The sequence below is a fragment of the Pseudomonas sp. GW821-FHT03C07 genome, assembly GCF_059420925.1.
The window spans coordinates 154021-179312 of the sequence record NZ_JBWKUQ010000012.1; the positions used below are offsets into that span (position 1 = coordinate 154021).

Below are 25292 nucleotides of genomic sequence, written 5' to 3' on the forward strand. Positions count from 1 at the left end.
ATTAAAGTTGCAAAAATGATCTACGCCCGAGTGCAATATTCCCCGCCGTTTGCGTCTTGCAGAAGGATCGCGCCCAAGCCGGGCAAGGGCCCGCCAGATGTTCCAGCAGCGCCGCACCGATCCCGCCAAAACCGAACATCAGGCCGAAGCCCCCCGGCAATCATCCCGACATCGCCCTGACCGAACGCAATGATGATCAGCGCCGCCAGCAACGGGCTGGTTTGTGGCGGCGCCGACGCCAAGGTCGAGCCGTCAGAGGTTTGCATAAGGGCCATGAAGTGATTCCGTAACACGGATGGATGCACAGTTGCAGGTGCAGCAACGTGCCATTTTTCGGTGCAGCCACACCAGATACTTGTGGAGCTAACAATCGGATTTTCTCGATGAAATGACTAGTAGCGTAACGCCATTGGTCTGAATCTTGCGTGCTCTGAGTGCTTACAGCACGCCCTCTTACAAAGGGGAGCGAGAATGGGAAGTTTCGCTACAACGGCTGACCTACAACGCCTCACTGGCGGACTTCCAAAGTATCTAACGACGGCTCCCGTTACGATCGCACCAAAATCGTGCGCGGCGCCTTGAGGAGTAGTCGACCATGCACGCTTTTTTATCACCGGGGATTCGACTGCTGGGCCACTTCGGGTTCGCCCGCAAGTTTCAGGTACTGTTCCTGTTGTTTATCGTGCCGCTGATGGGCAGCCTGTACCTGATCGGCCAGGATTATCGCGGCAAGCTGGCACTGATCACTGAAGAACGTGCCGGCGTCAATCAACTGCTGTCCCTCGACTCGCTGGACAACCTGCTGGAGGCCCAGCGTGACCGCGCCGCCCGTTGGCGCGCCACGGAAACCAACCGGCAACCGACACCGGCCACCCTCGCGGCCATGGCGACGCTGGACAAGGCCCAACCGGAAATCGACCAGGCCGTCGAGAAACTGGGCAAGACCCTGCAAAGCGAAGGGGCCGATGCCGACACCCTGAAGCGCTACCAGGCCCTGCAAGCCGCCCTCGCTGGCCTCGACTCCGCCAGCCTGAGCAAGGTCGGCTGGTGGCCGGACGGCTACGATCGCTTCACCAGCGCCTTGAGTGCATTGCAAGCGCTGCGCGAGCAGGTCGCCATGGACAGCCGTCTGATCCTCGCTCCGTGGATGGAAACCTACCTGCTCACGCAAATCGCCACCCAGCACGCGCCGGACCTGATCGAGCGGGTTGGCCGCCTGGCCAGCGTCGGTCAGGCCTCGGTGGTCTCGGGCCAGTTCAGCCTGCAAAGCCGCCTGCAACTGAAGGACCTGCGCGGTCGTATCGGCGATGCCCGTGAACAATTGACCAAGACCGGCAACCTGCTGGAAAGCCGTCTGCCGCCGGAGCTGAAAAGCTGGGCCGAGCGTTACCATGCCAGCCTGAAATACCTGGACGATGGCCTCAAGATACTCGACGACGGCATGTTCGGCGGCAGCATCAGCCTCAAGCCCGATGGCTTCGAACAGACCCTGGACAAGATGCTCGGCGAACTCGCCAGCTTGCGCCAGGACAGCCTCACCTCCCTCGACAGTCGCCTGGACTATTACCACGGTGCGGCCATCCGCCAGTTCAGCCTGATGGCGGGAATTTTTGGTTGCCTGCTGCTGGCGGCGCTGTACCTGTTCGTCTGCCTGCAAGCCTCGATCCGCCGTAGCGCCAGCGGCATCACCCTGCTGGCCGAATCCCTGCGCGACGGCAACCTTTGCCTGCAAGTGCCGGTGGAAGGCCGTGACGAGCTCGCGGCCATCAGTACCGCGCTGAACGTCGCCGTGGTGCAACTGCGCACCAGTTTGCAGGGGGTCGACCATGAGACCCTGCAACTGAGCGCGGCGGTGCGCACCCTCAACACCCACTCCAGCGGCGCTCTCAGCGAAGTCGAGACGCAACAGGCGCAAATCAGCCAGATCGCCGCGGCGGCCACGCAACTGGCGGCCACCTCCCTGGGCGTGGCGCAGAGCTGTGAACAGGCTTCCGGCAGCGCCCAGAACACCCAGCGCATTGCGTCGGAAAGCAGCCGTGACAGCCAACGCACCACCGCCAGCATCCAGCAGTTGAACCAGCGCCTGAACGAAACGGCCGCGGCCCTGGGTCGAGTCAGCGAACAGGGGCAACAGATCCAGCTGGTGGTCGACACCATTCGTGGCGTGGCCGAGCAGACCAACCTGCTGGCCCTGAACGCCGCCATCGAAGCGGCGCGGGCCGGCGAGCAAGGGCGCGGCTTTGCGGTGGTGGCGGATGAGGTGCGCAGTCTGTCGCAGCGCACTCAATCGTCGACCGCACAGATCGCCAGTACCGTCGACAGCCTGCGCTCCACGGTCAGCCAGGCGGTGAGCCTGATGGAGGCGGCCTGCCTCCAGGCCGAGACCGACGCCCAATCGGTGACCGGGCTGGGCCAGCGGCTGGTGGAAATCGCCGGTGCCGTACAGACCGTCACCGACACCCTGGCACAGATCGCCACGGCGGTGGACGAACAGGCGAGCACGGCGGACGAGGTCAGCGGTAATATCCAGCAGATCGACCAGGCGGCTGTACGGCTGCTGGAAGGGGCTCGCGCGGTCAACCGCGCGGCGGACAGCCTGAGCGAAGGTAGCAAGGCCCTGAGCGACAATACCGGGCGTTTCCGCCTGAGTTGAGGGGCTTAAGGCCCACGGTTTTTGCCGTCGGGCCTTAAGCGGTTGATAGCGTAGAGAAAATTTTCAGATATTTGCTTGACACAATATCGTTACCGGCGAATAATGCGCGCCACTTGGCTACATAGCTCAGTTGGTTAGAGCATAGCATTCATAATGCTGGGGTCCGGGGTTCAAGTCCCTGTGTAGCCACCAAGTACTAAAAACGGCTTACCGAAAGGTAGGCCGTTTTTTTATGCCTGGAGAAAAGTGGTGGACAAGGAAGGCAGAAACGACAGACCCGGAGATGGGCCTCGCGGAGCTCAGAATTTACGGGTGGATGAATTTTGCCGCCGTGAAGGCGAGCCCTGCGAGAACGGCCGAAATTTGCACGAAGCGCCAAGTCGAGTCACTGACGACTTTTTGAACGTCAGTAGCGATTGAGCCGCGCAGAGCCTCCACATCGAACTTGGTTGCCATGTTCTTTTCGACGCTGTCGAGTTTTGTCTCGACGCGAGCAAGCCGCTCCCTGATCTCAGGGATTACCTTCTCCAAGGCCGCTACGCGTGCTTCCATGGGATGATCTCCAGGCGGTTCCTCACCACCAGTATTGCTCGCGTCCCCTTTCTTGTCATCCCACTGACCAGAAACGACATCACCCATTTTCCTTCTCCATGGGAGACAAGCCTTCCACAACTTTTTTGACGCTGGTGTAAACCTGGCCGCCCCTGGTGCCTTAGTGATGCTCAAGTGCCGCCAACACATGCCCCGGATCATTGTGCAAAGCCCGCAACAACGCCCTTGCCGGCCCCTCTGGCTCACGTCGCCCCTGCTCCCAGTTCTGTAGCGCCCCTACCGGTACATCAATCGCTTTCGCAAACCGCGCCTGAGAAAACCCGGTCGCCTGCCTGATCATTTTGACCTTCTTAGTCGTTCAGGTACGGTGACGCAACACTCAACCGACCACTCGCCTGAGAACGCACTCACGTACAGTAAGAGGCTTTCAGAAGACAAGGCAGTGCGACTTGGTTTGGGGGGCCAGGAAACTTCGTTCGAACCACGAGGCGCTTGCGCTCACGGATGTGTGCAGACAGGAATGGGCATGATGAAAACGACCGCCAGTTTATGAACTGTACGTTTTCCAGTCTGCTAGAACGGTCTGCGATGACAGGAACACACCCTATGACTTTCGAGGCACCCAGACTGTAAAAAAACGCTCCCTCCGACACCTCTCAAATCCACACCAGACATCTCGCAGACGCCAGGCCGAGGTAAATCATACGGCTGCAAAAGCCGCCTTCGGCACACATGTCACTTGTCATGGTAACTTCACTACCTTCGATACAGGACCTCAGGCGCAACCATGAAAATGCCCGACATCGATGCTATCCAGGCGTTTGTCCTGGTCGCGGAACTCAAGAGCTTCACCCGCACCGCTGATGTTATAGGCGGCACCCAAGCGGCTATCAGCCTGAAGATAAAGCGCCTGGAAGAAACCCTTGGTCGCAAGCTGCTGGAACGCACGCCGCGACGGGTCACGTTATCGGCTCACGGGCAGACTTTCCTGGCCAGCGCACGGCACTTGCTGGATAACTACCAGCAAGCGATGAACTGCTTCGGCAAGCAGAAACGCACCCTGCGGGTCGGCGTCAGCCATCACATTGTCGGGGCCGATCTCACCCTGTGGCTGCGACGCATGGCGAACACCGACCCGGAGGTTATCGTCGCCTTCAGCCTGGGCACTTCCCGGGACATGCTGGAGAACTACGAACAGGGCAAGCTGGATGCGGCCTTGATCCTGAGGCATGACAACCGACGCCAGGACGGTGAGGTGATTGGCGCAGCGCGATTCATCTGGATGGCCGCACAAGACTTCGAACTGCCACCCGGAGCAGCTTTACCCCTGGCGATACAACCGGAGCCCTGCGGTATGCGGAGCATGGTGATGGCGGCGCTACAAACACAGAACCGCCCTTGGGAAGAGGTTTTTGTCGGCAGCGGGATTCTGGCCATCGGCGCAGCAGTGGCGGCCGGCATTGGAATAGGCGCGATGGTCGGGCGCATGGCGCCAAACGGCTGTGTCGACGTGGCACAACGGATCGACCTGCCGCCCCTGCCCTCGCGTGAAATCGTGCTCTATACCGCACAGCGCGACGCCCAGGCGCAAGCGCTGATCAGTACGTTGAGTGCCGACATTTCAAACGGTTGAGCTAGAAGAACAAGCGTCCGGTCAAGGCCATCATCATCGTCAGGCTCAGCAAGCCCAGGCTGACGAGGACGAATGCCGCGAGATGTACAAGTATGATCATCAGCGAGCGCATTCGATACTGTTCCATATTGGCTTCCTTGGTGGGTTCCAGAAGCACCAGTATGGAGAGGGGAATAGTGCGTGAAACAGACGTCGCGGGCTATTTCAGTGATAAGCGTTGCGCTTGCTGCGAGCGCATCAAGGTGGCCAATCAGATGCATGGTTTTCTAGCACCACGGCAGCCCCCAGGCACGATCACCGTCACGCAGCACAAAGCAGCACGAGCGCATCCGCCAAGCCCTCCGTGAGCGGCAGCGGGCAAAGCATTGGCGAAACCATCAGCGTCACCGCCTAAGCGCTGTTGAAGTCAGTCAAACCTCCAAACCCCGCTCGGCGGGGTTTGTCGTTATACGGCGGGACCTACGTAGCAATGCCTCGCAACGACTTAACGCGCCGGAATCGGTTGTGGCTGGTAGTAGTAGCCCGGTGGCGGTGCCTGGTAGTAGACCGGCGGCGGTTGCTGGATATACACCGGCTGCGGCTGGACATAAACCGGCTGTTGCACGTAAACCGGAGGCTGGGAGTTGGCGACGACCGAGCCTACTACGAGACCACCGACCACTGCGCCCAACAGGGCTGGACCACCCCAGCCCCAGCCCCCACCGTGACCGTAACCATGACCGTAACCATAACCGTAGCCACCACGGGCCTCAGCCTGCCCTGCAATGGCGAGTACGCCAATGAGCAAGACAGCTACTTTCATTTTTGAGAGTCGACTAATCATGATAAGTCCTCTTCTTTACACCGAACCGGCTTTAATAATATCTCCGGGAATACCTCTCAGACAGTTTTTTTCGATGAATTCACAACCTACCAAAGTAAATATTGGGTAAAGCCTGTACCCCGTCCGTTACCTGAACCGATGCTGAATTAAACATCTGTATTGAGCGGTTTCATGAATAACCCCCTCACAATCGCCGGCCCGGGCGGCGAGCGACGAAACGCCACCCCAGGCAGCTGACGAGTTGAAAGCCCAGCTGGGTTGATGTCGTTGGCGGTTTCAGGCGTCTAAACAACCGCTGGATACTCATCGGACTTGTCCGGCCAAGGGGTCAACACCTCGAAGCCGTTGTCAGTGACGGCCACCATATGCTCCCACTGGGCCGAGAGTGAGTGATCCTTGGTGATCACCGTCCAGCCATCGGCCAGGGTTTTCACATGACGTTTGCCGGCGTTGAGCATGGGCTCGATGGTGAAGATCATTCCGGCTTTCAGGGTCATGCCCTGCCCCGGATAACCGTAATGCAGAACCTGCGGCTCATCGTGGTAGATCTTGCCGATACCATGACCGCAGTACTCGCGCACCACGCTGAATCCGTCCCGTTCGGCAACGCTCTGAATCGCGTGACCGATATCGCCCAGCGTGACCCCGGGGCGGACCACACGAATACCGGCGCACATGGCTTCATAAGTGGTCCTGACCAGGTGGCGAGCTTGCGCGCTGGGCTCACCGACGAAGTACATGCGACTGGTGTCGCCGTACCAGCCATCCTTGACCACGGCGATGTCGATATTGACGATGTCGCCATCCTTCAGGGCCTTGGCCGTCGGGATGCCATGGCAGACCACCTCGTTGACAGAGGTACACACGGTTTTCGGAAAACCGTGATAACCGACATTGCCGGGAATGGCCTTCTGCACGTTGACGATGTAGTCGTGACAAAGCTGATCCAACTGGTCGGTGGTGACCCCCGCCTTGACGTGGGGAGCGATCATCGCCAGCACCTCGGCGGCCAGCTTGCCCGCCGTGCCGGACTGGGCTATTTGCGCCGGCGTATTGATTTTGACGTTGCTCTTCATTGCTGGGCTCCCGGCGCGGCATGAGCCCGAGCGCCTTGCGAAAGATCCGCGAGCGCGCACAACTGTTTCACATCGAGGCCGCCCTCCAGTTCGGCACGTACCAGCAAGCGGCTGATGTCGCGGTGATCCAGGTTGGGATGCAACTCCGCCAGCATGCCGATGCGCATCCAGTGCTCGGCCTGGGCATTGATCGAACGACTCAACGCATCGCTGGCGACACGCAGGTTCTCATGCATGCTCTCTGAAATTTTGACGATACCCATGGGCCCACTCGATATGAATTATATATGAAACGTATATTATCCGATCATGACCTGGGATCGCAATCTCAGCGCCAAGTTCTATGCCGACCTGTTCGGTAACGCCCCCTCCAATGGAGTAGTTGGCAGCCTCCGACCACCCCTGTATAAAGCTCGTGCCAGTGGCACCTTGCCACCCTCCCGATGCCAGCGCTTTGGCCGATGTCATCAGGCTGATGAGGGGGTTGGCACAGGCTTATGTTTCAACTATCTCGTCACCGACCCTCCGGATGGAGACACGCTGATTTGGATATATTCGAGGAGCCCCTTAGAGGCAGCCCGGACGATCATCGCGTACAAGGCGCCCCCATAAAAAATCATGGAATTTGAGCGGAAATAATGGAGAAAGCTTCTACGCAGCACAGTCTGGCCTACAACCCGGCGCTCGATGGACTGCGCGGCCTGGCTATCGCCCTTGTCTTTATCACTCATTTAAACATGGGTTTTACCGGCGGTTCCTTTGGCGTCGACCTATTTTTCGTGCTCAGCGGATACTTGATTAGCGAAGTGCTTAACAATGCTCGAGAGAGCAAAAATTTCCTCTGGATATTCTATTTCAAGCGTTTTTTGAGACTGTTTCCGGCACTGGCCGTCTTGTGCATTGTTGTCGTTGTCATCTGTGGCGTTTCTGGTGGCCGCAGCAACATATATGAAGATGTATTATCGTCCATCTTGTACTCGCAGTCGTGGACGTCAGGGTTCAGTGACGGGTTCAGTTTCTATCTTGGACATACCTGGTCCCTTTCCGTCGAGGAGCAATTCTACCTTTTATTTCCTATCGTCTGGATATTGGCCACACGGACAACGGCAAAGACGACGTTCTTTATTTTTTTGCTAGTGCTTGCGCTGGCCGTTGCCTATGCCATGTACATGGCCAAAGCGCAACTGTCGTATGCCCGAATATATTATTCGGCTGATACCCGGTTTCAAGCGATCTTGATCGGTGCCGTCGGCGCGGTTGCCAGCAGAACACCGTTCGCCCGGCAGTTCTTGGAACGTTTTATCGCAACCCTCCCTCTCTTGCCCATGCTCGCTATCGGTTGGATTTGCAGTTCCTGGACGTGGAGCATCCAACATAGCCTGATCATGTCCGCTTTCAGTCTTATGCTGATTCTGCGATTGACACTGAAGAGCGGCACCCTCGACGCAAAGCTATTGAGCCTCCCGCCTCTCGTCAACCTCGGCAAGATTTCGTATAGCTTTTATCTCTGGCACGTTCCCATACTCGTACTGCTTCAGTTTCATTTCAAACTGAGCTTTGGGTATGTGGTTATTATCGGGCTGCCCGTTTCTCTGCTCGCCAGCATGGCCTCGTATCGGTTGATTGAACAGCCAACACTCAAACTCAGGACCCTCGTTTCGCCTGAAAAACAGGCTAAATTCGGACGTTATGCAGTGCCGGCTTCAGTGCTGTCGATTAGCCTCGGGCTGGTATATTTCCAGTTTTCGGACATTGATAACTTTGTCCGCGGGACAAAACTCGCCGTAACCGCTTATGGCCCTACCGTCTATCAGATAGGCGATAAAGGACCGCTGCAACCGGACGGCTCTCTTGTTATGTGGATGGCGCTGAACAGCCGGGCGGACATGCTCTCGAACGCCACTATATCCGAATTACAGTCACTCACTTTTGTCGGAAAGTCCGGCATCACCATTGTGGTCCCCCAGTCCATATTGACCACCCCCGGAAAACATATAGTCAAGGTCTTTACCGCGGCTGGAAAGTTACAACTACCGCCGATGGACCTTGACATCGTCGCCGCACCTTTATAAATAATACCGATGCCCAAATCGTCCTTCTTAGCCGCCCTCCTCAAGCTGCAACAGCGTACTCAAGCTCTGGCGCGTCCTGATCAGGCGAGACTCGCGCTCAGTCACCAACACTTCCGCCGCCTGGGTACGGCTATTGTAGTTGGAGGACATCGAGGCGCCGTAAGCGCCAGTGGTATGGAACACCAGGTAATCGCCCACCTCGGCAATGGGTAACAGGCGAGACTCGACGATCCCGCCTTCGGACTGGGTGAAGACGTCGCCGGACTCGCAAAGAGGCCCGGCCACAACCGTCGCCCGCATGGGCAATGGCTCATCGCGCCGGGTCAGCAATGAGATTTCGTGATAACTGCCGTACAGCGACGGGCGCATCAGGTCATTGAAGCCGGCATCGACCAGGGTGAAATGATTGCCGCCCATTGGCTTGGTGGCACGCACCTCCGATACCAGCACACCGGCCTCCGCCACCAGAAAGCGTCCCGGCTCGATTTCCAGGCGAATGGCGTGGCCCAGATGGCGCTCAATCCGCTTTCTGGCGTGATCCCACTGCGCAAAATAATGATCGACATCGACCGGCTGTTCTCCGGCCCGGTAGGGCACCGATAAGCCGCCACCTGCTGAAATGGCCTCGATATCCTGGTCCAGGCCCACCACCAATTCGGCCAGGCTGCCGCACACTTGCTGTAGATGCTGGTAGTCCACCCCGGAACCAATGTGCATGTGCAGCCCCACCAGGCGCAGGCCGTAATCCCGAACCAGCGCCAGGGCTTCTTCCAACTGGGCATGCCAGATCCCGTGCTTGCTGTTTTCGCCACCGGTATTGGTCTTGCGGCTGTGCCCGTGGCCAAAGCCCGGATTGATCCGCAGCCATACGCGGTGACCAGGGGAAAGCGGCCCCAGCTGATGCAGCATGTCGATTGAACCGATATTGACCTCGACCTGTGCTTCGACCACTCGCTGCAAGGTTGCTCGATCAAACACATCGGCCGTGAACACGATACCTGCCACGCCTTGCACAGGATCAGTGCTGAATCCGGCCTGCAGTGCGCGCTCGATCTCGCCGAGAGAAACTGCGTCCACCTTCGCCCCGGCCTCGCGCATCGAACGCAGGATATGGAGGTTGGAACAGGCTTTCTGGGCAAAACGCACCGTGTCGAAAGCAGCCAGCTGCCGGATGCGTTCTTGAATCAACTGACCGTCATACACCCACAAGGGGGTGCCATGGCGCTCGGCCAGTTGCCGCAACAGGTCGTCAGCGAGGGTTTTCATATCAGCAGGCCTCCGGTAAGCAATGCGCGCGCAGCAAAGGGGCTATCGCGCAGTCGGGGGCATGATGCAGAAAGAAGGCTCAGTCATAAAATATCAATATTCGGTAAAGCTATTCATTTACGATATGGGCATCAAAGAGGCCGAGCCCAGACCATGTCAGCCACGTTACGCCATATAGAAGTGTTCAGGGCAGTCATGACCACCGGCAGTGTGACGGAAGCCGCGGCCATGCTGCATACCTCTCAACCAACGGTCAGTCGCGAGTTGGCGCGTTTTGAACAACTCACTCAACTCAGATTGTTTGATCGTGTGCGTGGCCGCTTGCGACCGACGGCCCAAGCCCTCTCGCTATTCGAGGAGGTGCAACGGGCCTACTTCGGCTTGGGGCGGATTCTCAACACAGCGGCGTCATTGCGGGAGTTCGAGCAGGGCCCGTTGTCCATTGCCTGCCTGCCGGTGTTCTCGCAATCCTTATTGCCCAGGGCGTGCCAGCGTTTCGTTACGCAGTTCCCCAAAGCGAGCATGAGTATCACGCCACAGGAATCGCCGTTGCTGGAGGAGTGGCTGTCGGCTCAACGCTTCGACCTGGGGCTGACCGAAGTGGCGAACGCGCCGCCGGGGACAGAGCTGTCGCCCTTGATGACGGTGGATGAAGTCTGTGTCTTGCCGACGGGTCATCCGCTTCTGGAGAAGCCGGTACTGGCACCTGAGGACTTCGTCTCGAAACCCTTCATCAGCCTGTCCAGCCTCGATAGCTACAGGCAGCAGATCGACGAGATTTTCCGCCAAGCCCAGGTCGAGCGGCACATGGTGCTGGAAACCCATAGCGCCGCTTCGGTCTGCGCCATGGTTCGCGAGCGCGTCGGCCTGGCCATCGTCAACCCGCTGACGGCACTGGATTTCGTCGGGCAAGGCCTGGAGATCCGCCCGTTCAGCGTTTCGATTCCCTTTACTGTCAGCCTGATCAAACCTTTGCACCGCCCAGCTTCCAGGTTGGTCAGCCTGTTTGAGGAGGCGTTGCGGGAACTGGCTTCGGCGGTTGAAGCTCGATTGGCGGCGATCCGTGCTCAATCGAGTGTGAACTTGTAGACTCCAGGCATTGATTCTCTTACCCGCTACAAGGACGTACGAAATTGCTCGATGTATTGGCCGAAGTGATTTTTCACGCCATTTGCTTTCCCGTTGGCTGGCCCATCGTGAAACTGATCACCCGAGGTAAATACCCAGCCAAGGGTTCATGGTTCGCCGAAACGCCAGAAGCCCAATGGACGAGTGCCGTGGGACTTGCGGCCTTGACAATTGCCATGATGGCGGCCCTGAAGCAGTTTGTCATGTAGCCTCCTGCCCCCTCATGATTTGCAAACTATTCGCGCTTGACGATAGCCTCAACGGTGAATACTCTTGTCAACAGAGCGCGAAATCGACTGCCTTGCAGGGCAACAGGCGACGTAGGTACCTCGGCGATACTGCAAAATCGGCGTAAGGTGAGACCTCTCATCCCATTTCCTGAGGATGCTAATATCAGGATTCAATTCCCAAAGGGCAGCTTATCAAAGCTGCCCTTTTTCTTTGCCCTTCAACTCATAACGCCGATACAGCAACTCGCCCTGGCGATGCTTATTCATCGACCTTGAGGGAGCATGAAAGAAACTCCAGAGAACGTGCCCTCGCTGAATATCTACCACTACGATCATATCGTTTTTGGCTTCATCGGCATTGATAAATGCAGTCGATGCCCCCCATGGGTATATGCAATGCGCCATACCTCAAAAGGGCCTGTCAGGGTATCCAGAGCATGCCTGACATAGCGCTCTCGCGAATCTGCACGTTTCTCAACAATATGATCCAAGCTATTACGTGGCACCCACACGATACCCACAGGTGTTTCAAAACTGACGACGGCAATTGAAATGTCAGTGAAACCGAAGTGTTCGTAAAGAATAGCTAGCGCCCCTTCAAAATTGTCGGCACGCGTAACCTCCTCAAGCGCAGCAGATCGCAGCTCTCTGGTGAGTTTTCGAAGATCGGGCAAATCGAAATCAAACCACTTGAGCTGACCAGGCTCTTCCCTGGTCTGTAGGCGCACATCTGTAGTCATTAAATGTATTCAACGATTGCGGGGCACCTAGACTAACACCAACTTCACACTGATTTTTCGCCCCCCTTATCATTTAATCGCCAAAACCTCTTGGCATCACCATTCACACAAATAAAGAGGATAATCCCTACATGCAATATCAAACAGCCCTGTATTGACAGACGGTGCAAATTTTCAAAAAGACAACTTCAAGTACCGATAAAAATTCGAAATGAAAAATCAAATAATACCTGTGGCTCAGACCATATCGGTCTGAGCTCTCCCCTCTGTTACACAAAGATCAAAGATGAAAGGCCTGCCGCCCCACCAACAGCCATTTGCCGTGCTGTTTCTGCCAGACCTGGAAGTTTTCGATCTCGGTAGGCACCAGTTCGCTGCCCTTGATCGCCTGTCCCGAAAAATGATGACGGACAAACGCCACGTCACCTGACAGGGTAATGGTCTGGTTCTGCATCTCCAGCGTCTTGAAGGCGCTTTTCCCTGTTTCGATATCGCCGATAAAGTCTTTCTTGCCCTGCACCTTCCCGCTGGAATGACCGTAGGTCAGGTTCTCGGAGGTCAGGGCTTTCAACTCAGGAATGTTCCTGCTCAACATCGCCTGGGTCAGATGGTCCACCGCGGCGGCAACCTCCTTCTCTCCCGCCGAAGGGGCCGCGGCTACGTAGCCACTGAAGAGGCAGAGGAAACCAATAAGCAATTTGATTCTTTTCATCGGGCATTTCCTTGTTGTTATGGGTACATGAGCGGCTCTCGCTGCCGACCATATCGTCAGTCATCGTACAACACAACAGCCTTTTGCCGAGCGGCCCCACGGACAAAGTGCTTGTTTATCCAGGCGACCTGGATGGGGGCCGAACGGTTGAGGTCAAGAAAGCGTTCTACAAGGCAACCGCCGAGGGGATTCACACCAGGACCGGACTGCGCAAAGAGGATGTGTGGATCAGCCTGGTCGATGTAAAACACCAGGACGGGTCGTTCGGCAACAGTGAGATGCAGTACGCGCCAACCGAATGAGATGACATTTTAAATATTGGGGTGGCGCACTCAATGCGGCGCCCCATTGACGGCTACACTTCAAGGCACGGCCGCCTATCATTCGTTCAATTGATAGTAACCATCAAGGAATGCAAGTTCAGTTTTTCTGTCAAAGGAGGAGGATAGCGTTATGCCGAACCGACTTCAGAAGGAAAACGCGCGATGAGAATTTCTACCTTGCTGGCTCTTGTCGCCGTATTGACCGGCGGTTTCCTCGCCACCACCCCCACCTACGCGGCCGACGATCAGTCCTGCCATTTCCTGCCGGTGGCCGATAGCGCCGCCAGCCTGAAACATGCCCAGTCAGTGGGAGTGCTCTACAGCGAAAACACTGTCAGCACGCTCCAGTACCTTGAGCGCTACCACAGCGTTGCGCTGAGCGGCGCGAAGAACGCCGCGCTGGACCCGCGCATCAGCGACGCCTTCGTCAACAGCTCCGATCCGAAGCTGGCCATCGACTGGCTGATGGGCTCACTGCAGAAACAGTTCACCTCGGTGACCGTCTATGACAACCTTGATGCATTGGTAAAGGCCCGTCCTGACGTGGTGGTGATGCTCGACACCTACAGCCGCCTGGTGACCAAACGCAACAACCAGTTCGAAGCACGTTTCGTCGCCACCTTCTACGATTCGAACCTGCAATACATCGGCAAGGCTGAAGGCGTCGGTGGCAAGGAGCTGCCTTCGATCTGGGTCCATGGCAAGGCCGCGCCGGAGATTGCCGCGCAAATCAACCAACAACGCGAGTTGCAGGTCAACGCCCTGAAGCAGTTCGATACCTCGCTCAAAGCGCTGGTCAGCTCGGGTGAAACCGACCGGGTCGCCACCAACTGATACCACCCATCGCCAGGGGGAGCCACGCTCCCCCGGCTCTTTTCGACTCGCCCGCCAATCAATATCCCTCCTCCGCCGATAACCGGATATAAGGCTATTGGCGTGAGTGCGAGTGCCTTCGAACAGTCGCTGACGAAACATTAAGATTCGCATTTGAGAACATAGGCGATCGGTATACGAAACAATTTTTCAATCGCCCTGATTATTTAAATAGCCTGTGTATCCCACCCAACTTTTAAGTATGCTTTGTCCCTTGTTCATGCCTGTTTCAAGGCGAACGCCAATGATTGTCGATCACATCAAAGCTGCCACTTAATTAGCCGGAACGCCTTGAGTGCCGCGAGCGGATAGTCATTTGCGAATAATGGAAAAGCACATGATGAATGATGAAAAGTTCTCCGAAGACGCTGAGGACCAATACTGCACTCCCGCCGAACGAGCGACAGCGGCTTCCCGTTGTACCTGGGCGAGCGTGGGCGTCAATCTGGCGCTGTCCTGCACGCAGATCGTCGTGGGTATCCTGTCGAAGTCCCAGGGCCTGATTGCCGACGGTATCCACTCTCTGTCGGACTTGATTGCCGACTTTGTGGTGTTGTTCGCCAGCCATAAGAGCAAGCAGGACGCCGACGATGGCCATCCCTATGGGCACCTGCGCTTTGAAACCGCCGCCTCGATGATCCTCGGCCTGCTGCTGCTGGCCGTGGGCATCGGCATGGTCGGTTCGGCCGTGCTCAAGCTGCAAACCCCGGAGTCCATCCAGACGGTCCATATGACGGCCTTGTGGGTGGCGGGCGCCGCGTTGCTGACCAAGGAACTGCTGTTTCGCTACATGCTCGGAGTGGCGAAGAAGGTGAAATCGAGCCTGTTGATTGCCAACGCCTGGCATGCACGCTCGGATGCGGCCTCGTCGCTGGTGGTCGGTATCGGTATTGTCGGCAACCTGGCGGGCTATCCGATTCTCGACCCGATTGCCGCGCTGGTGGTCGGTGGCATGATTGCCAGGATGGGCTGGTCGTTCGGTTGGAACGCCTTGAATGACCTGATGGACAGCGCCGCTGATGAAGAAGAGGTGGCCTCCATTCGCACCACGCTCCTGGAAACCCCTGGCATCAAGGGCGTGCACGATGTACGCACGCGCAAAATGGGCGATATGCTCGCGGTCGATGCGCATATCGAAGTGGAAGCTTCGATTTCCGTTGAGGAGGGGCATGCGATTGCCGTGGCCGCGCGGGAAAATGTCATGCTGCGCCATCGGGTCCTGAACCTGATGACGCACATTGACCCCTGGCATCGACCGGACCTGGATCATCTCGACCCGTCCCGATCCGGAGCCTGAAACCCAGGTTCTTCCAAGCGTTTACCAGGCCTGAAGCGCGCGAAGCGGCTTCGGGCCTTTTAACGACTGTTCTTCAGATTCTTGCGCATCGCATGCCGCTCCAGCGCCAGTTCGATCAGACGGCTGACCAGTTCGCTGTAACTCATTCCCGCCGCCTGCCAGAGCTTGGGGTACATGCTGATGCGGGTAAAACCGGGCAGTGAGTTGACCTCGTTGATCAACACTTCACCGTCCGCGGTAAGAAACACATCGACCCGCGCCAATCCGGAGCAACCCAACACCTGGAAGGCCTCAATGGCCTGCGCGCGAATGCGCTCGCTGTCCTGTTCGCTGAGCGCCGCCGGCACCACGACTTCGGCAGCCTGCTCGTCAATGTATTTGCTGTCGTAGGAATAGAAGCCGCTGCGCACGACGATCTCGCCGCAACCGCTGGCCATCGGCTGGTCGTTGCCGAGGATCGCGCATTCGATCTCCCGCCCGCTGACCGCCGATTCAATCAGGACCTTTTCGTCGAAGCCCAGCGCCAGGGCCAGCGCGGCCTGGTACTCCTCGGCCGTCTCGACCTTGCTCACACCCACCGAAGAGCCCTGGTTCGCCGGTTTGATGAACAGTGGCAGGCCCAGCTTCACCTGTGCGGCCTCGAAGCCGAACCTCGCGGCGCTGGCCCGGTTCACGGTGATAAAGGGGGTCACCGCCAGCCCGGCATCGCGCAACAGACGCTTGCTCACGTCCTTGTCCATGCACACCGCCGAGCCCAGCACATCGGAGCCGACAAAGGGCAGCTCGGTCATGCGCAACAAGCCTTGCAGGCAACCGTCTTCGCCGAGGGTGCCGTGGACGATAGGGAAGATCACATCGACCTGCTCCAGCAGCGCCTGGCTGCTGGTGTCCACCAACTGCTGACTGGACTTGCCGGGGACCACGGCCAGTTCGCGATTGGATTGGTTCAAGGCGATAAGCGCCGGGTTTTCGGCATTGATCAGGTAGTTGGAGCTGTCGTTGAGGTGCCAGCGGCCCTGCTTGTCGATGCCGATCAGGATCGGCTCGAAACGCTCGCGATCCAGCGCATCGACCACATTGCGCGCCGATTGCAACGACACCTCGTGCTCGGCCCCCAATCCACCGAAAATAATCCCGACTCGCAACTTGCCCATCTTCCGACCTCGTGTCCAAATCTGTGTTTCAGGGGAATTCCCTCTGTACGCAGACTATTCGCAAGGCGGGGATTTGGCATCCCCCTGATGGGGAATTTCTTGATGGCCACACTACAGTTGGCTTGCCAGTGATTGCGCTGCAAGAGGCAACGCGGTTATCACCGGCAATTGTGATGCCGTACGCACCGCGCCACCGCTGGCAAGCCAGCGCCTACAGGACGCGCACTATTCGTTTCGCCAATGCACACTCACCGTCTGACTGGCTTCGCCATTGAGGACGACACTCTGTCTTTCCTCATGACCATTATATTGGCTGACAACCTCGTACTTGCCTGCGGGCAACTTGACGTACACCATCGGCCCGACCTGGCTCAGAGACAGCACCGAGGCGCCCCCGACCTTGTGGATCGTGATATCCACACCAGGCATGTATTCCCCTTTGGGCCCCACGGTCGAAACAATATGCAGGTTGTAACCGTGGGTATGAGCCAATGCCTGGCTTTCATCCTCGCCGATACCGCCGGTCAGGTAAGACACGCCGTTCTGAGTCTGCGGCGATAGCTGCACCGCTTCCTGGTTGATCGGTTCACTGTCACCCACAGCCCGAACCGTCGGCGACACGCCCAACAGCACAAGGCCAGGCAAGGTACAGAGCAAAAGAGCACGAATGGAGATCATGATGAACACTCCCTGGCTCCGGTGGAGCCCGAGTCTCATCCTTCTGCGGGCTGTCGCCCGATTTCATTCGACAGTCGGGTGCGGGTCTCTGGATGGCGAGCAAGCTGCGTGGATGAGCGGGGGGGTTAACTTCATTTCGCAGCGACTGCACCTTAAGTTTAGTGCCAACCGACAGCCCGCTTAGATCAATTTCAAACCAGGCCGGGCCCGGATAGGACGACCAGTTTCCAGAGAGAGGGGTGAAAACGCCCGATGCGCGACATCGGGCGTGGGGTCAGGCCAAGCCTGGACTCAAGCGGCGCCCAGCACGCTCAGGTCCAAACGTCCTTCGCTCAACGGCGGGCACCAGTAGTAGCCGCCGGTAATCGGCCGACTGAAGCGATACAAAGCGTCGACGATGCCATCGTCCAAGCCACTCATACGCCGCAATTGCGCCTCGAAGGCCGCGAAGGAATGGCCGAACGCCAGGAACATCAGGCCGGCGCCCTGCTCGTTCGACCAGGGCATCGAGCGACGCACCACGAAGGCCTCCGGGGCAAAGCGCTCCTGGGCGGTACGTTTGACGTGGGCGGACTCCGGCGCGGCGTCCAGCTCCTCATTGTCGCTCTTGCGCCGCCCGATGATGTTGTCCTGCTCATGGGCTGGCAGCGCGGCGAAACCGTCCAGGTCATGCTGCCACTGCTGGATCGCGGCAAAACTGCCGCCGTCCGCGGCGATCCCGGCCTCGACGGCGGCCTCGTCCTGCGGGTTTTCGGTGCCGTCTTCATAACCGGTCAGGTCATGACCGCTCTTGTGCCGGAACGCCTCGGTCATTTGCACCAACCTCAAGGCCGGCGCCAGCGCCTGCTCCAGCGCACGGCTGCGGTGCAACAACTCGCCACGGTCTTCACCCTGCAACCAGCACCACAGGGCATGCTGGGTCGACGGATTATCCACACCCGCCCCGGTGATCACGGGAAAGGCCCGCAGCCCCGGGACATGAGCGCCCAGCACCTGCACCAGCGACTCGCCAAAACCGACCACGGTGTGCTTTACGTCCACCAGCCGGGTGAGATTGTCCAGTGCAGCCGGCAATGCTTCGGCGGATTCAAGGGCGAAGAACAGGTGGCGTGCCTGCAAGGGCACAGGCTTGGCGAGAATGCCGGGCTGGTAGTGACTCATGGGAACTCCTTTGGGAAAGCTTGGAGTTTACCTTTGTTGCGCCCGCTACGCTTGCGACTGAGCCGGGAGCATCCTCAGAGCTTGTGGGTCATGTAGCGACCGCGCCCGGTTTTCTTGGCTTGGTACATGACCCGATCCGCGGTCAGCAGCAGCGCATCGGCGGAGCTTTCGCCGTTGCCCAGGGCGATACCGATCGAGACCCCCACCTGGCAAACCGTACCGGCAATGAGAAACGGCGTACTCAGCGCCGCGATGCACTTGGTGGCCACGGTAATCACGGTTTCCTCTGCATCGGTGCCCAGGTCGCTGAGCAGGACAACGAACTCATCACCGCCGATACGCGCCAGGGTATCGCTCATCCGTACCACAACCCCAAAGCGCTTCGCCACCTGACGCAACACCTCGTCACCGGCCTCGTGCCCAAGGGTGTCATTGATCCGTTTGAAGCCATCGAGGTCCATGAACAACAAGCCGACCTGCGTGTCTTTGCGCTGGGCCTGGGCCAACACCTGACGCAGGCGGCCAGACAGGTGATGTCGGTTGGGCAAGCCCGTCAGCGTGTCGTGATGAGCTATCTTTTCGAGTTCCGCCTGTTTCTCGTTGAGTTTGCGCAACAAGCGATTGAACGCCGAGATCAAGTGACCGACTTCATCGTGACGAACCACCGGCAAGGGTGCATGCGGCAGTTCGTCACGGGTCATGCAGTCTGCCTGCGCGGCGGCCTGGAACAACGGACGAAAGACAAAGTACAGCACGATGGAGCAGATAGTGCCGAACAGAAAAATCGAGGAGATAGCCCCCTTGATCAGGAAACTCTGGGTCCGCTCAACGGTTGCAAACGCCTCGCGGCTCGGCAAACTGGCCACGATAAACCAGCCCGTACTGGGCACGGAGGCCATGGCGCGGACCTCCTCCTGGCCCTCGGCGTTGAGGGTAATCCCGGCACCGCGAAACCCCTCCATGGCCCGGTCCTGCAGCACATTGAGCCCCTCAGGCGCTGTCGGTTTGAAGGCCATCCCAAGCCGGGAGGAGCCGACCTGCAGGTGACTTTCCGGAAAAACCAGTTGGAACGCCCCGGTTGCCATTCGCCCGCGACTTTGCAGCAATGAATCAAGGAACCCGGGAGCGGCGAGTGCCGTCATGCCAACCAGTACCGCCCGCACCTTACCCGCGCCATCTCTGATGGGGGCGGCTACCGGTAGCATAAGCTGGGCGTCTGCCTGACTCACCACTGGCCGTCCGATCAGCGACTTACCGGCCAATCCCGCCTGAATATAATCACGATCGGCATAGTCCGTGTCGGCCGCGTCCTCGTCGGGATAACCCGCCACCCGTTTGCCCATGGCGTTGACGATGAAGGTATCGGTCGAGAACAAGGCCTGGTAGGGGGAGCGCTCTTTCAGCCAGGCTTGCAGTTGTTCAGGCTGTGCCAGTAGCTCAAGGGGCACGCTGTCCGCGAGGCGCTCGACCAATAGCCGAGAGCGAATAATCTTGGTGTCGACATCGTGCGCGACATAACTCGCCAACGCCAACTGCTGGCCTTCCACGACGGCGCTCAAATCCTCGCGCAGAAAGTTGGTCAGCACGTAATAGCGTATGACAGCGCCAGAAATAACAATGCACAGCGCCAACACCAGCAGTCGGGTCAACACGCTGTTGTAGATTCGGGCAAAGGTCAAAACTGCATGATGTTTTTTTGACATTACGGGAGTGTAACCGACGACATTGCACTTTTCGCTATTTTCCCCAACCCTACGCGAACGCCGCCGCAGAGCCTTACACAGGCCGGATCGCGCTTGGCCCGCACGAACCGAACCTCTCTTATCAGGAGCTGGACCATGTCAGACACCAGAAACGCCTCATTTGATGCCATCGCCCGGGAACTCGGCTACAGCTTCGACGGTGAAATGAAGATCGGCGGTAACTACGTGCCGGCGGTGCGCAACGATCTTGAAGTGTATGTCAGCGGGCAGATTCCGCGCATCGACAATACCGTGATGGTGACGGGCCGGGTCGGCGCCGAAACCACACTGGAGCGGGCACGGCACGGGGCTCAGATCAGCACCATGCGCGCCCTGGCGATTTTGCGACAACTGCTCGATGGCGACCTGGGGCAGATCAGGAAAGTCTTGCGCATCAATGTGTATGTGCAGAGCGCGGCGGACTTCACCCAACAGAGTGAAGTCGCCGACGGCGCGTCCGAGGTACTGTATTCGGTGTTCGGCGAAGCCGGGGTGCATACGCGCACCTCGGTCGGGGTATTCCAACTGCCGAAAAACGCCTCGGTCGAGGTGGATATGGTGGTGGCGCTCAATTAGTCAGCTGGTTGGCGAACTGCCCGACCGCATTGACCACCTTCTGCGCGCCGTCCTGGATCTCGACGATCACCGTGCCCGCCTCCGCCGCCAGCGCAAGACCTTCCTCGGCCTGGGTCTTGCCGCTGTTCATCAGCGACACCGCATCGCGCGCCATATCCTGGTTCTGCCGCACCACGCCGACGATCTCGTCGGTGGCCTGGCTGGTGCGCGAAGCCAGCTGCCGCACTTCGTCGGCCACCACCGCAAAACCACGACCTTGCTCACCCGCGCGTGCCGCCTCGATCGCCGCGTTGAGCGCCAGCAGGTTGGTCTGCTCGGCGATGCCACTGATGGTCTTGACGATGGAGCCAATCACCTGGGACTGCGCGTTCAAGGCTTCGATGCCGTCACTGGCGGTTTGCATGTGGGCCGCCAGGTCACGCATCACTTCCACGGCCTGGGTCACCACGGTGGTCCCGCGCTGGGCGGTGCTGTCGGTCTGCAGTGAAGTGCTGTAGGCAATGTTCGCCGCTTCGGCCACCGCCTTCTCCTGGTTCACCTGGTCGGTGATCACGGTGGCGAACTTGACCACTTTGTAGAGCTTTTCGTTGGCATCGAGTACCGGGTTATAGGACGCCTCCAGCCAGACCTCGCGACCACGGCTGTCGACCCGTTTGAAACGACCGGCGACGAACTCGCCGGAATTCAAGCGTTTCCAGAAAGCCTGGTAATCGGCGCTGTTGTATTCCGCCGGCTCGCAGAACAGGCGGTGATGCTTGCCCTGGATCTGCGCCAGGCTGTAGCCCATGGCGCCGAGGAAACGGTCGTTGGCCGTGAGCACGTCACCGGCCAGGTTGAACTCGATCACGGCGGTGGAGCGCAACAGCGCGCCGATCAGGTTTTCGTGCTCGCGGGACGATTCGATGGTCCGGGTCAGGTCGTTGGAGTAAATCGAAAAACTGCGGATTCGCCCCTGGGAATCCCGAATCGGCTGCAGGATCGAGCGCAGCCAGGCTTCCTGGCCGTTGCCGCGCAACAAGCGCACCGCGCCGCTGAAATGCTCGCCACGGGTCAGGGCATTCTTGAAACGCTGGTGAAAATCCGAGTGTTTGAGGTAGTCCGGCACAAACTCGTCAAGACTGCGCCCCAGCAGCGAACCACTCGGGTAGAGCATTTCCTGGGTGAAGTTCTGGTTGACCGATTCGATGCGACCATCGGGGTCCAGGGTCAGCACGAGCATTTCCTGTTCCAGGCTGTCCTTGACTTGCTGGAGACTGGAGAGTTCTTCACGAAGAGCCGACAGCTCCTGCTTCAAGCGTTTGTTAAACATGGAAGGCACCGATGGGCAAATGAAAGCGCGGGTAATCTGACATTGGCATCGGCTAGGGCAGTTTTTTCTGAAGGAAGATTCCGGGTTATTCAATCAGCCGCGGTTCCTCAAGAAAGTCACCGAGACGCGCTGAGTGCAGCGCGTCGCTACCGACGGACGCGGCTCAGCAGCCGCGAACGCTCGAAGCCTCGGCCGTCGCGGCTGCACGTGGAGCGAAGTACAACGCGATCAGCACCCCGACGCCGCCCATCACCGCGCAATAACCAACGCAGACCCAAGGGCTCCAGGGCATCAGGCCGATCAGAAACAGCGGTGTGGTGCTGGCCCAGAGTGCATAGGCAATGTTGTAGGTAAAGGAAATACCAGAGACCCGGATGCGCGCCGGGAACAACCCCACCATCACCGAAGGCACCGCCCCCACCACGCCACAGGCCAGGCCCGCCAGGGCATAGGCCAGGCCAATCCATTCAGCACCATGGATCAGGCAGCTGTAGAGCAGCGCGATGCCCAGCGGCAGCAAGGCGCTGTAGAACAGCACCGCGCGCCAGGCACCGATGCGGTCGACCAGCAGGCCCGCCAGCACGCAGCCAATGTTCAGAAACACAATCCCCAGGCTGCTCAAGGCGAAGGTATGACTGGCACTCATGCCAAAGACTTTCTGCATCACGGTCGGCGTGACCACCACCAACACCACCACCGCCGAGGTCAGCACACAGGTCAGCAGCATCGCCGGCAGGATCGCCCGGCGGTGGGTGCGCAAGACCGCCTGCAGCGGCACCTCCTCGCCCTCCTCCCGGCGCGCCTGCAAAGCCATGAACACCGGGGTTTCACTCAGCCAGCGACGCAACCAGACCCCGATCACGCCGAATACCCCGCCCAGCAGGAACGGAAAACGCCAGGCGAAATCGAGGATCTCACTGGGGCTGTAGATTCGCGCCAGGGCGGTCGCGGTCAAGGCGCCCAGCAGATAACCGAAGGTCAGCCCGGCCTGCAAAACCCCCAGGGCATAACCACGCTGCCCGGGCGGTGCGTGCTCGGCGACGAAGACCCAGGCACTCGGCACCTCGCCGCCCACCGCCGCGCCTTGCAATACCCGCAGCAGCAACAGCAGCAGGGGCGCCCAGTAACCGATCTGGGCATAGGTCGGCATGATCCCGATCAGCAGACACGGCAGGGCCATCATCAGGATGCTCAAGCTGAAGACCCGCTTGCGCCCCAAGCGGTCGGCGAAATGCGCCATCAGGATGCCACCAAGCGGTCGCGCCAGATAGCCGGTGACGAAAATCCCGAAGCTTTGCAGCAGGCGCAACCATTCGGGCATTTGCGGGGGGAAGAACAGGTCGCTGAGGGTCAGCGCGAAGAACATGAAAATGATGAAATCGTAGATTTCCAGCGCACCGCCCAACGCCGCCAGGCCCAGGGTCTTGTAGTCGGACCGGGCAAAACGACGGGCATGTGGAATGTGATCGACAGTCATGAAAACACTCTGGCAACGTATTCAAGTAGCGCATCGGCCCGTTAGGCCGGCGCTGCAAAAAATCGGAGGATACCTGAGTTTGCCAATGGCATTGGGCCGATATCGCCAATGGCCCCTGGATAAGCAATATCACTCTGCTACTAACCAAAATCGGAAAATGCCACGGGATTGATTTATCGTGGACACCAGCCCGCAGGTTGCGCCCCCAGCGTTGCGCCTGTGGCCCCCAATAAGATCAAGAACAAGAGGACCGTCCAATGGCCGCTGCTATCGAAACCAGCCGCTACGCCCGCTTTGCCCTGCACTGCTCGAATTGGGCCGAGCGCTGGTTTCCCGACTCCTGGGTGTTCGCCGCGCTGGCGGTGATCGTCGTCACCCTGGCCACCCTGGCCATCGGCGCCAAGCCGAGCGAAGCCGCGATGGCCTTCGGCGACGGTTTCTGGAGCCTGATTCCCTTCACCATGCAGATGGCCTTCGTGGTGATCGGCGGTTATGTGGTCGCCAGTTCGCCACCGGCGGTGAAGCTGATCGACCGCCTGGCCCGGCTGCCGAAGAACGGCCGCTCGGCGGTGGCCTGGGTCGCGCTGATTTCCATGGTCGCCTCGCTGCTGAACTGGGGCCTGTCCCTGGTCTTCGGCGGCTTGCTGGTCCGCGCCCTGGCGCGCCGCACCGACCTGCGCATGGATTACCGCGCCGCCGGTGCCGCGGCCTATCTGGGCCTGGGCGCTGTCTGGGCCCTCGGGCTGTCCTCGTCCGCCGCCCAGTTGCAGGCCAACCCGGCCAGCCTGCCGCCGTCGATCCTGTCGATCACCGGGGTGATTCCGTTCACCCAGACCATCTTCCTCTGGCAGTCCGGTGTGCTCCTGTTGGCGCTGATCGTGGTCTCGCTGGTGATCGCCTACGCCACCGCACCAGGGCCTGATTCGGCCCGGGATGCCAAGGCCTGCGGCGTCGACCCGAGTTTCAACCTGCCACCGCTGAGCAAGCGCTCGCGCCCCGGTGAATGGCTGGAATACAGCCCGCTGCTGACCATTCTGCTGGCCCTGCTGGCCGCCGGCTGGCTGTTCCACGAGTTCTCGACCAAACCGGCGATCAGCGCCATTTCCGGCCTGAACACCTACAATTTCCTGTTCCTGATGGCCGGTGCGCTGCTGCACTGGCGTCCGCGCAGCTTTCTCGACGCAGTGGCCCGCGCGGTGCCGACCACCACCGGCGTGCTGATCCAGTTCCCGCTGTACGGTTCCATCGCGGCGCTGATGACCACGGTCAAGGGCGGCGATGCCCTGACCCTGGCTCACCACATCTCGACCTTCTTTACCCAGATCGCCTCCCACGACACCTACGCATTGCTGATGGGCGTGTACTCGGCGGTGCTGGGCTTCTTCATCCCTTCCGGTGGCGGCAAATGGATCATCGAGGCGCCCTATGTGATGCAGGTGGCCAATGACCTGAAATACCATCTGGGCTGGGCGGTGCAGATCTACAACGCCGCCGAGGCGCTGCCGAACCTGATCAACCCCTTCTACATGCTGCCGCTGCTGGGCGTGCTGGGCTTGAAGGCGCGGGACCTGATCGGCTTCTCCTTCGTGCAACTGCTGGTGCATGCGCCGCTGGTGCTGTTCCTGCTCTGGGCACTGGGGACAACGCTGGCCTACAACGGGCCGGTGATGCCATAGCACCGCGAGCCTTCGGGCTGCAATCCTGGACGAATTCAAGAGCGCTGTGACCAGCGCTCTTGCGACTCGCTCCGACCTGAAAACCATCAATGCAAGCTTCAGTCTCAAAAACGACGACGCGAATAGTCACAATGCTGAATT

Annotated in this window: 24 protein-coding genes, 1 tRNA gene and 1 pseudogene; 11 read left to right on the forward strand and 15 right to left on the reverse strand. The window is 59.0% G+C overall.

Going from position 1 to position 25292, the window contains the following annotated elements:
• Positions 1-1597: 1597 nt before the first annotated feature.
• Together AC07VG_RS22225 and AC07VG_RS22230 are read left to right on the forward strand one after the other, a co-directional pair.
• Positions 1598-2653, forward strand: coding sequence for a methyl-accepting chemotaxis protein (locus AC07VG_RS22225; protein WP_495001244.1), 1056 nt, complete (start codon positions 1598-1600; stop codon positions 2651-2653).
• A gap of 115 nt (positions 2654-2768) precedes the next feature.
• Positions 2769-2845 (forward strand) — tRNA-Met (locus AC07VG_RS22230).
• Positions 2846-2959: 114 nt separating this feature from the next.
• Here the strand turns inward: AC07VG_RS22230 and AC07VG_RS22235 are convergent.
• Together AC07VG_RS22235 and AC07VG_RS22240 are read right to left on the reverse strand one after the other, a co-directional pair.
• Positions 2960-3292 (reverse strand): hypothetical protein, encoded by a 333-nt coding sequence (locus AC07VG_RS22235; RefSeq protein ID WP_495001202.1) that lies wholly within the window; start codon positions 3290-3292, stop codon positions 2960-2962.
• Between the two features lie 73 nt (positions 3293-3365).
• A pseudogene (locus AC07VG_RS22240) lies at positions 3366-3554 on the reverse strand (helix-turn-helix domain-containing protein); the annotation flags it as partial.
• 438 nt (positions 3555-3992) lie between these two features.
• On the opposite strand from AC07VG_RS22240, the gene AC07VG_RS22245 reads away from it, so the two are divergent.
• Positions 3993-4838: a LysR family transcriptional regulator gene (locus tag AC07VG_RS22245; RefSeq protein WP_495021880.1), complete on the forward strand. Its 846-nt coding sequence runs from the start codon at positions 3993-3995 to the stop codon at positions 4836-4838.
• Position 4839: 1 nt separating this feature from the next.
• Here AC07VG_RS22245 and AC07VG_RS22250 read toward each other — a convergent pair whose 3' ends face one another.
• The 4 genes from AC07VG_RS22250 to AC07VG_RS22265 all read right to left on the reverse strand — a co-directional run bounded on the left by AC07VG_RS22250 (position 4840) and on the right by AC07VG_RS22265 (position 7000).
• The gene (locus AC07VG_RS22250) at positions 4840-4965 is read right to left on the reverse strand and encodes a hypothetical protein (protein ID WP_495001204.1); all 126 of its coding nucleotides are present in this window, start codon (positions 4963-4965) and stop codon (positions 4840-4842) included.
• Between the two features lie 357 nt (positions 4966-5322).
• Complete coding sequence (locus AC07VG_RS22255) at positions 5323-5661, reverse strand: hypothetical protein (RefSeq protein WP_495001205.1); 339 nt, start codon at positions 5659-5661, stop codon at positions 5323-5325.
• 284 nt (positions 5662-5945) lie between these two features.
• Positions 5946-6737, reverse strand: a complete 792-nt coding sequence (gene map / locus AC07VG_RS22260; RefSeq protein WP_495001206.1) for a type I methionyl aminopeptidase — start codon at positions 6735-6737, stop codon at positions 5946-5948.
• Positions 6734-7000 (reverse strand): ParD-like family protein, encoded by a 267-nt coding sequence (locus tag AC07VG_RS22265; protein ID WP_248794918.1) that lies wholly within the window; start codon positions 6998-7000, stop codon positions 6734-6736. Before AC07VG_RS22265 ends, map begins: the two co-directional genes overlap by 4 nt.
• Positions 7001-7375: 375 nt before the next feature.
• On the opposite strand from AC07VG_RS22265, the gene AC07VG_RS22270 reads away from it, so the two are divergent.
• Complete coding sequence (locus AC07VG_RS22270; RefSeq protein ID WP_495021881.1) at positions 7376-8809, forward strand: acyltransferase family protein; 1434 nt, start codon at positions 7376-7378, stop codon at positions 8807-8809.
• 27 nt (positions 8810-8836) lie between these two features.
• Here AC07VG_RS22270 and lysA read toward each other — a convergent pair whose 3' ends face one another.
• Positions 8837-10075, reverse strand: a complete 1239-nt coding sequence (lysA, locus tag AC07VG_RS22275) for a diaminopimelate decarboxylase (RefSeq protein ID WP_495001208.1) — start codon at positions 10073-10075, stop codon at positions 8837-8839.
• A 153-nt stretch (positions 10076-10228) separates the two neighbouring features.
• Here lysA and AC07VG_RS22280 point away from each other — a divergent pair, with 153 nt between their 5' ends.
• Entirely contained in the window at positions 10229-11164 is a 936-nt protein-coding gene (locus tag AC07VG_RS22280) for a LysR family transcriptional regulator (RefSeq protein WP_495021882.1), read from the forward strand.
• A gap of 44 nt (positions 11165-11208) precedes the next feature.
• Positions 11209-11412 (forward strand): hypothetical protein, encoded by a 204-nt coding sequence (locus AC07VG_RS22285; protein ID WP_495001210.1) that lies wholly within the window; start codon positions 11209-11211, stop codon positions 11410-11412.
• Between the two features lie 353 nt (positions 11413-11765).
• Here the strand turns inward: AC07VG_RS22285 and AC07VG_RS22290 are convergent, their stop codons facing one another.
• Both AC07VG_RS22290 and AC07VG_RS22295 read right to left on the reverse strand, forming a co-directional pair.
• Positions 11766-12173, reverse strand: a complete 408-nt coding sequence (locus tag AC07VG_RS22290) for a PBECR2 nuclease fold domain-containing protein (protein ID WP_495021883.1) — start codon at positions 12171-12173, stop codon at positions 11766-11768.
• A 280-nt stretch (positions 12174-12453) separates the two neighbouring features.
• Complete coding sequence (locus AC07VG_RS22295) at positions 12454-12885, reverse strand: nuclear transport factor 2 family protein (RefSeq protein ID WP_495021884.1); 432 nt, start codon at positions 12883-12885, stop codon at positions 12454-12456.
• 11 nt (positions 12886-12896) lie between these two features.
• On the opposite strand from AC07VG_RS22295, the gene AC07VG_RS22300 reads away from it, so the two are divergent.
• The 3 genes from AC07VG_RS22300 to AC07VG_RS22310 all read left to right on the forward strand — a co-directional run bounded on the left by AC07VG_RS22300 (position 12897) and on the right by AC07VG_RS22310 (position 15378).
• Positions 12897-13187: a tautomerase family protein gene (locus AC07VG_RS22300; RefSeq protein WP_495021885.1), complete on the forward strand. Its 291-nt coding sequence runs from the start codon at positions 12897-12899 to the stop codon at positions 13185-13187.
• 183 nt (positions 13188-13370) lie between these two features.
• Positions 13371-14042: an ATPase gene (locus tag AC07VG_RS22305; RefSeq protein WP_495001214.1), complete on the forward strand. Its 672-nt coding sequence runs from the start codon at positions 13371-13373 to the stop codon at positions 14040-14042.
• A 376-nt stretch (positions 14043-14418) separates the two neighbouring features.
• Positions 14419-15378, forward strand: a complete 960-nt coding sequence (locus AC07VG_RS22310) for a cation diffusion facilitator family transporter (protein ID WP_495001215.1) — start codon at positions 14419-14421, stop codon at positions 15376-15378.
• A 59-nt stretch (positions 15379-15437) separates the two neighbouring features.
• Here AC07VG_RS22310 and ddlA read toward each other — a convergent pair whose 3' ends face one another.
• The 4 genes from ddlA to AC07VG_RS22330 form a co-directional block, all read right to left on the reverse strand.
• Positions 15438-16532 (reverse strand): D-alanine--D-alanine ligase, encoded by a 1095-nt coding sequence (gene ddlA, locus AC07VG_RS22315; protein WP_495001216.1) that lies wholly within the window; start codon positions 16530-16532, stop codon positions 15438-15440.
• 225 nt (positions 16533-16757) lie between these two features.
• Entirely contained in the window at positions 16758-17210 is a 453-nt protein-coding gene (locus tag AC07VG_RS22320; protein WP_495001217.1) for a carboxypeptidase regulatory-like domain-containing protein, read from the reverse strand.
• Positions 17211-17501: 291 nt separating this feature from the next.
• Positions 17502-18371, reverse strand: a complete 870-nt coding sequence (locus AC07VG_RS22325) for a Dyp-type peroxidase (RefSeq protein WP_495021886.1) — start codon at positions 18369-18371, stop codon at positions 17502-17504.
• A 74-nt stretch (positions 18372-18445) separates the two neighbouring features.
• A complete protein-coding gene (locus tag AC07VG_RS22330) occupies positions 18446-20050 on the reverse strand; it encodes a sensor domain-containing diguanylate cyclase (RefSeq protein WP_495001219.1) in 1605 nt (534 codons plus the stop codon).
• 159 nt (positions 20051-20209) lie between these two features.
• Between AC07VG_RS22330 and AC07VG_RS22335 the strand changes: the two genes are divergently transcribed.
• On the forward strand, positions 20210-20689 hold the full coding sequence (locus tag AC07VG_RS22335; protein WP_495001220.1) for a RidA family protein: 480 nt from the start codon (positions 20210-20212) through the stop codon (positions 20687-20689).
• On the opposite strand, the gene AC07VG_RS22340 is transcribed toward AC07VG_RS22335, so the two are convergent.
• Complete coding sequence (locus AC07VG_RS22340; RefSeq protein WP_495021887.1) at positions 20682-21998, reverse strand: methyl-accepting chemotaxis protein; 1317 nt, start codon at positions 21996-21998, stop codon at positions 20682-20684. The two genes, AC07VG_RS22335 and AC07VG_RS22340, sit on opposite strands and share 8 nt — an antisense overlap.
• Positions 21999-22161: 163 nt before the next feature.
• Entirely contained in the window at positions 22162-23475 is a 1314-nt protein-coding gene (locus AC07VG_RS22345) for an MFS transporter (protein ID WP_495001222.1), read from the reverse strand.
• 257 nt (positions 23476-23732) lie between these two features.
• Between AC07VG_RS22345 and AC07VG_RS22350 the strand changes: the two genes are divergently transcribed.
• Positions 23733-25151, forward strand: coding sequence for a short-chain fatty acid transporter (locus tag AC07VG_RS22350; RefSeq protein ID WP_495001223.1), 1419 nt, complete (start codon positions 23733-23735; stop codon positions 25149-25151).
• Positions 25152-25292 lie beyond the last annotated feature (141 nt).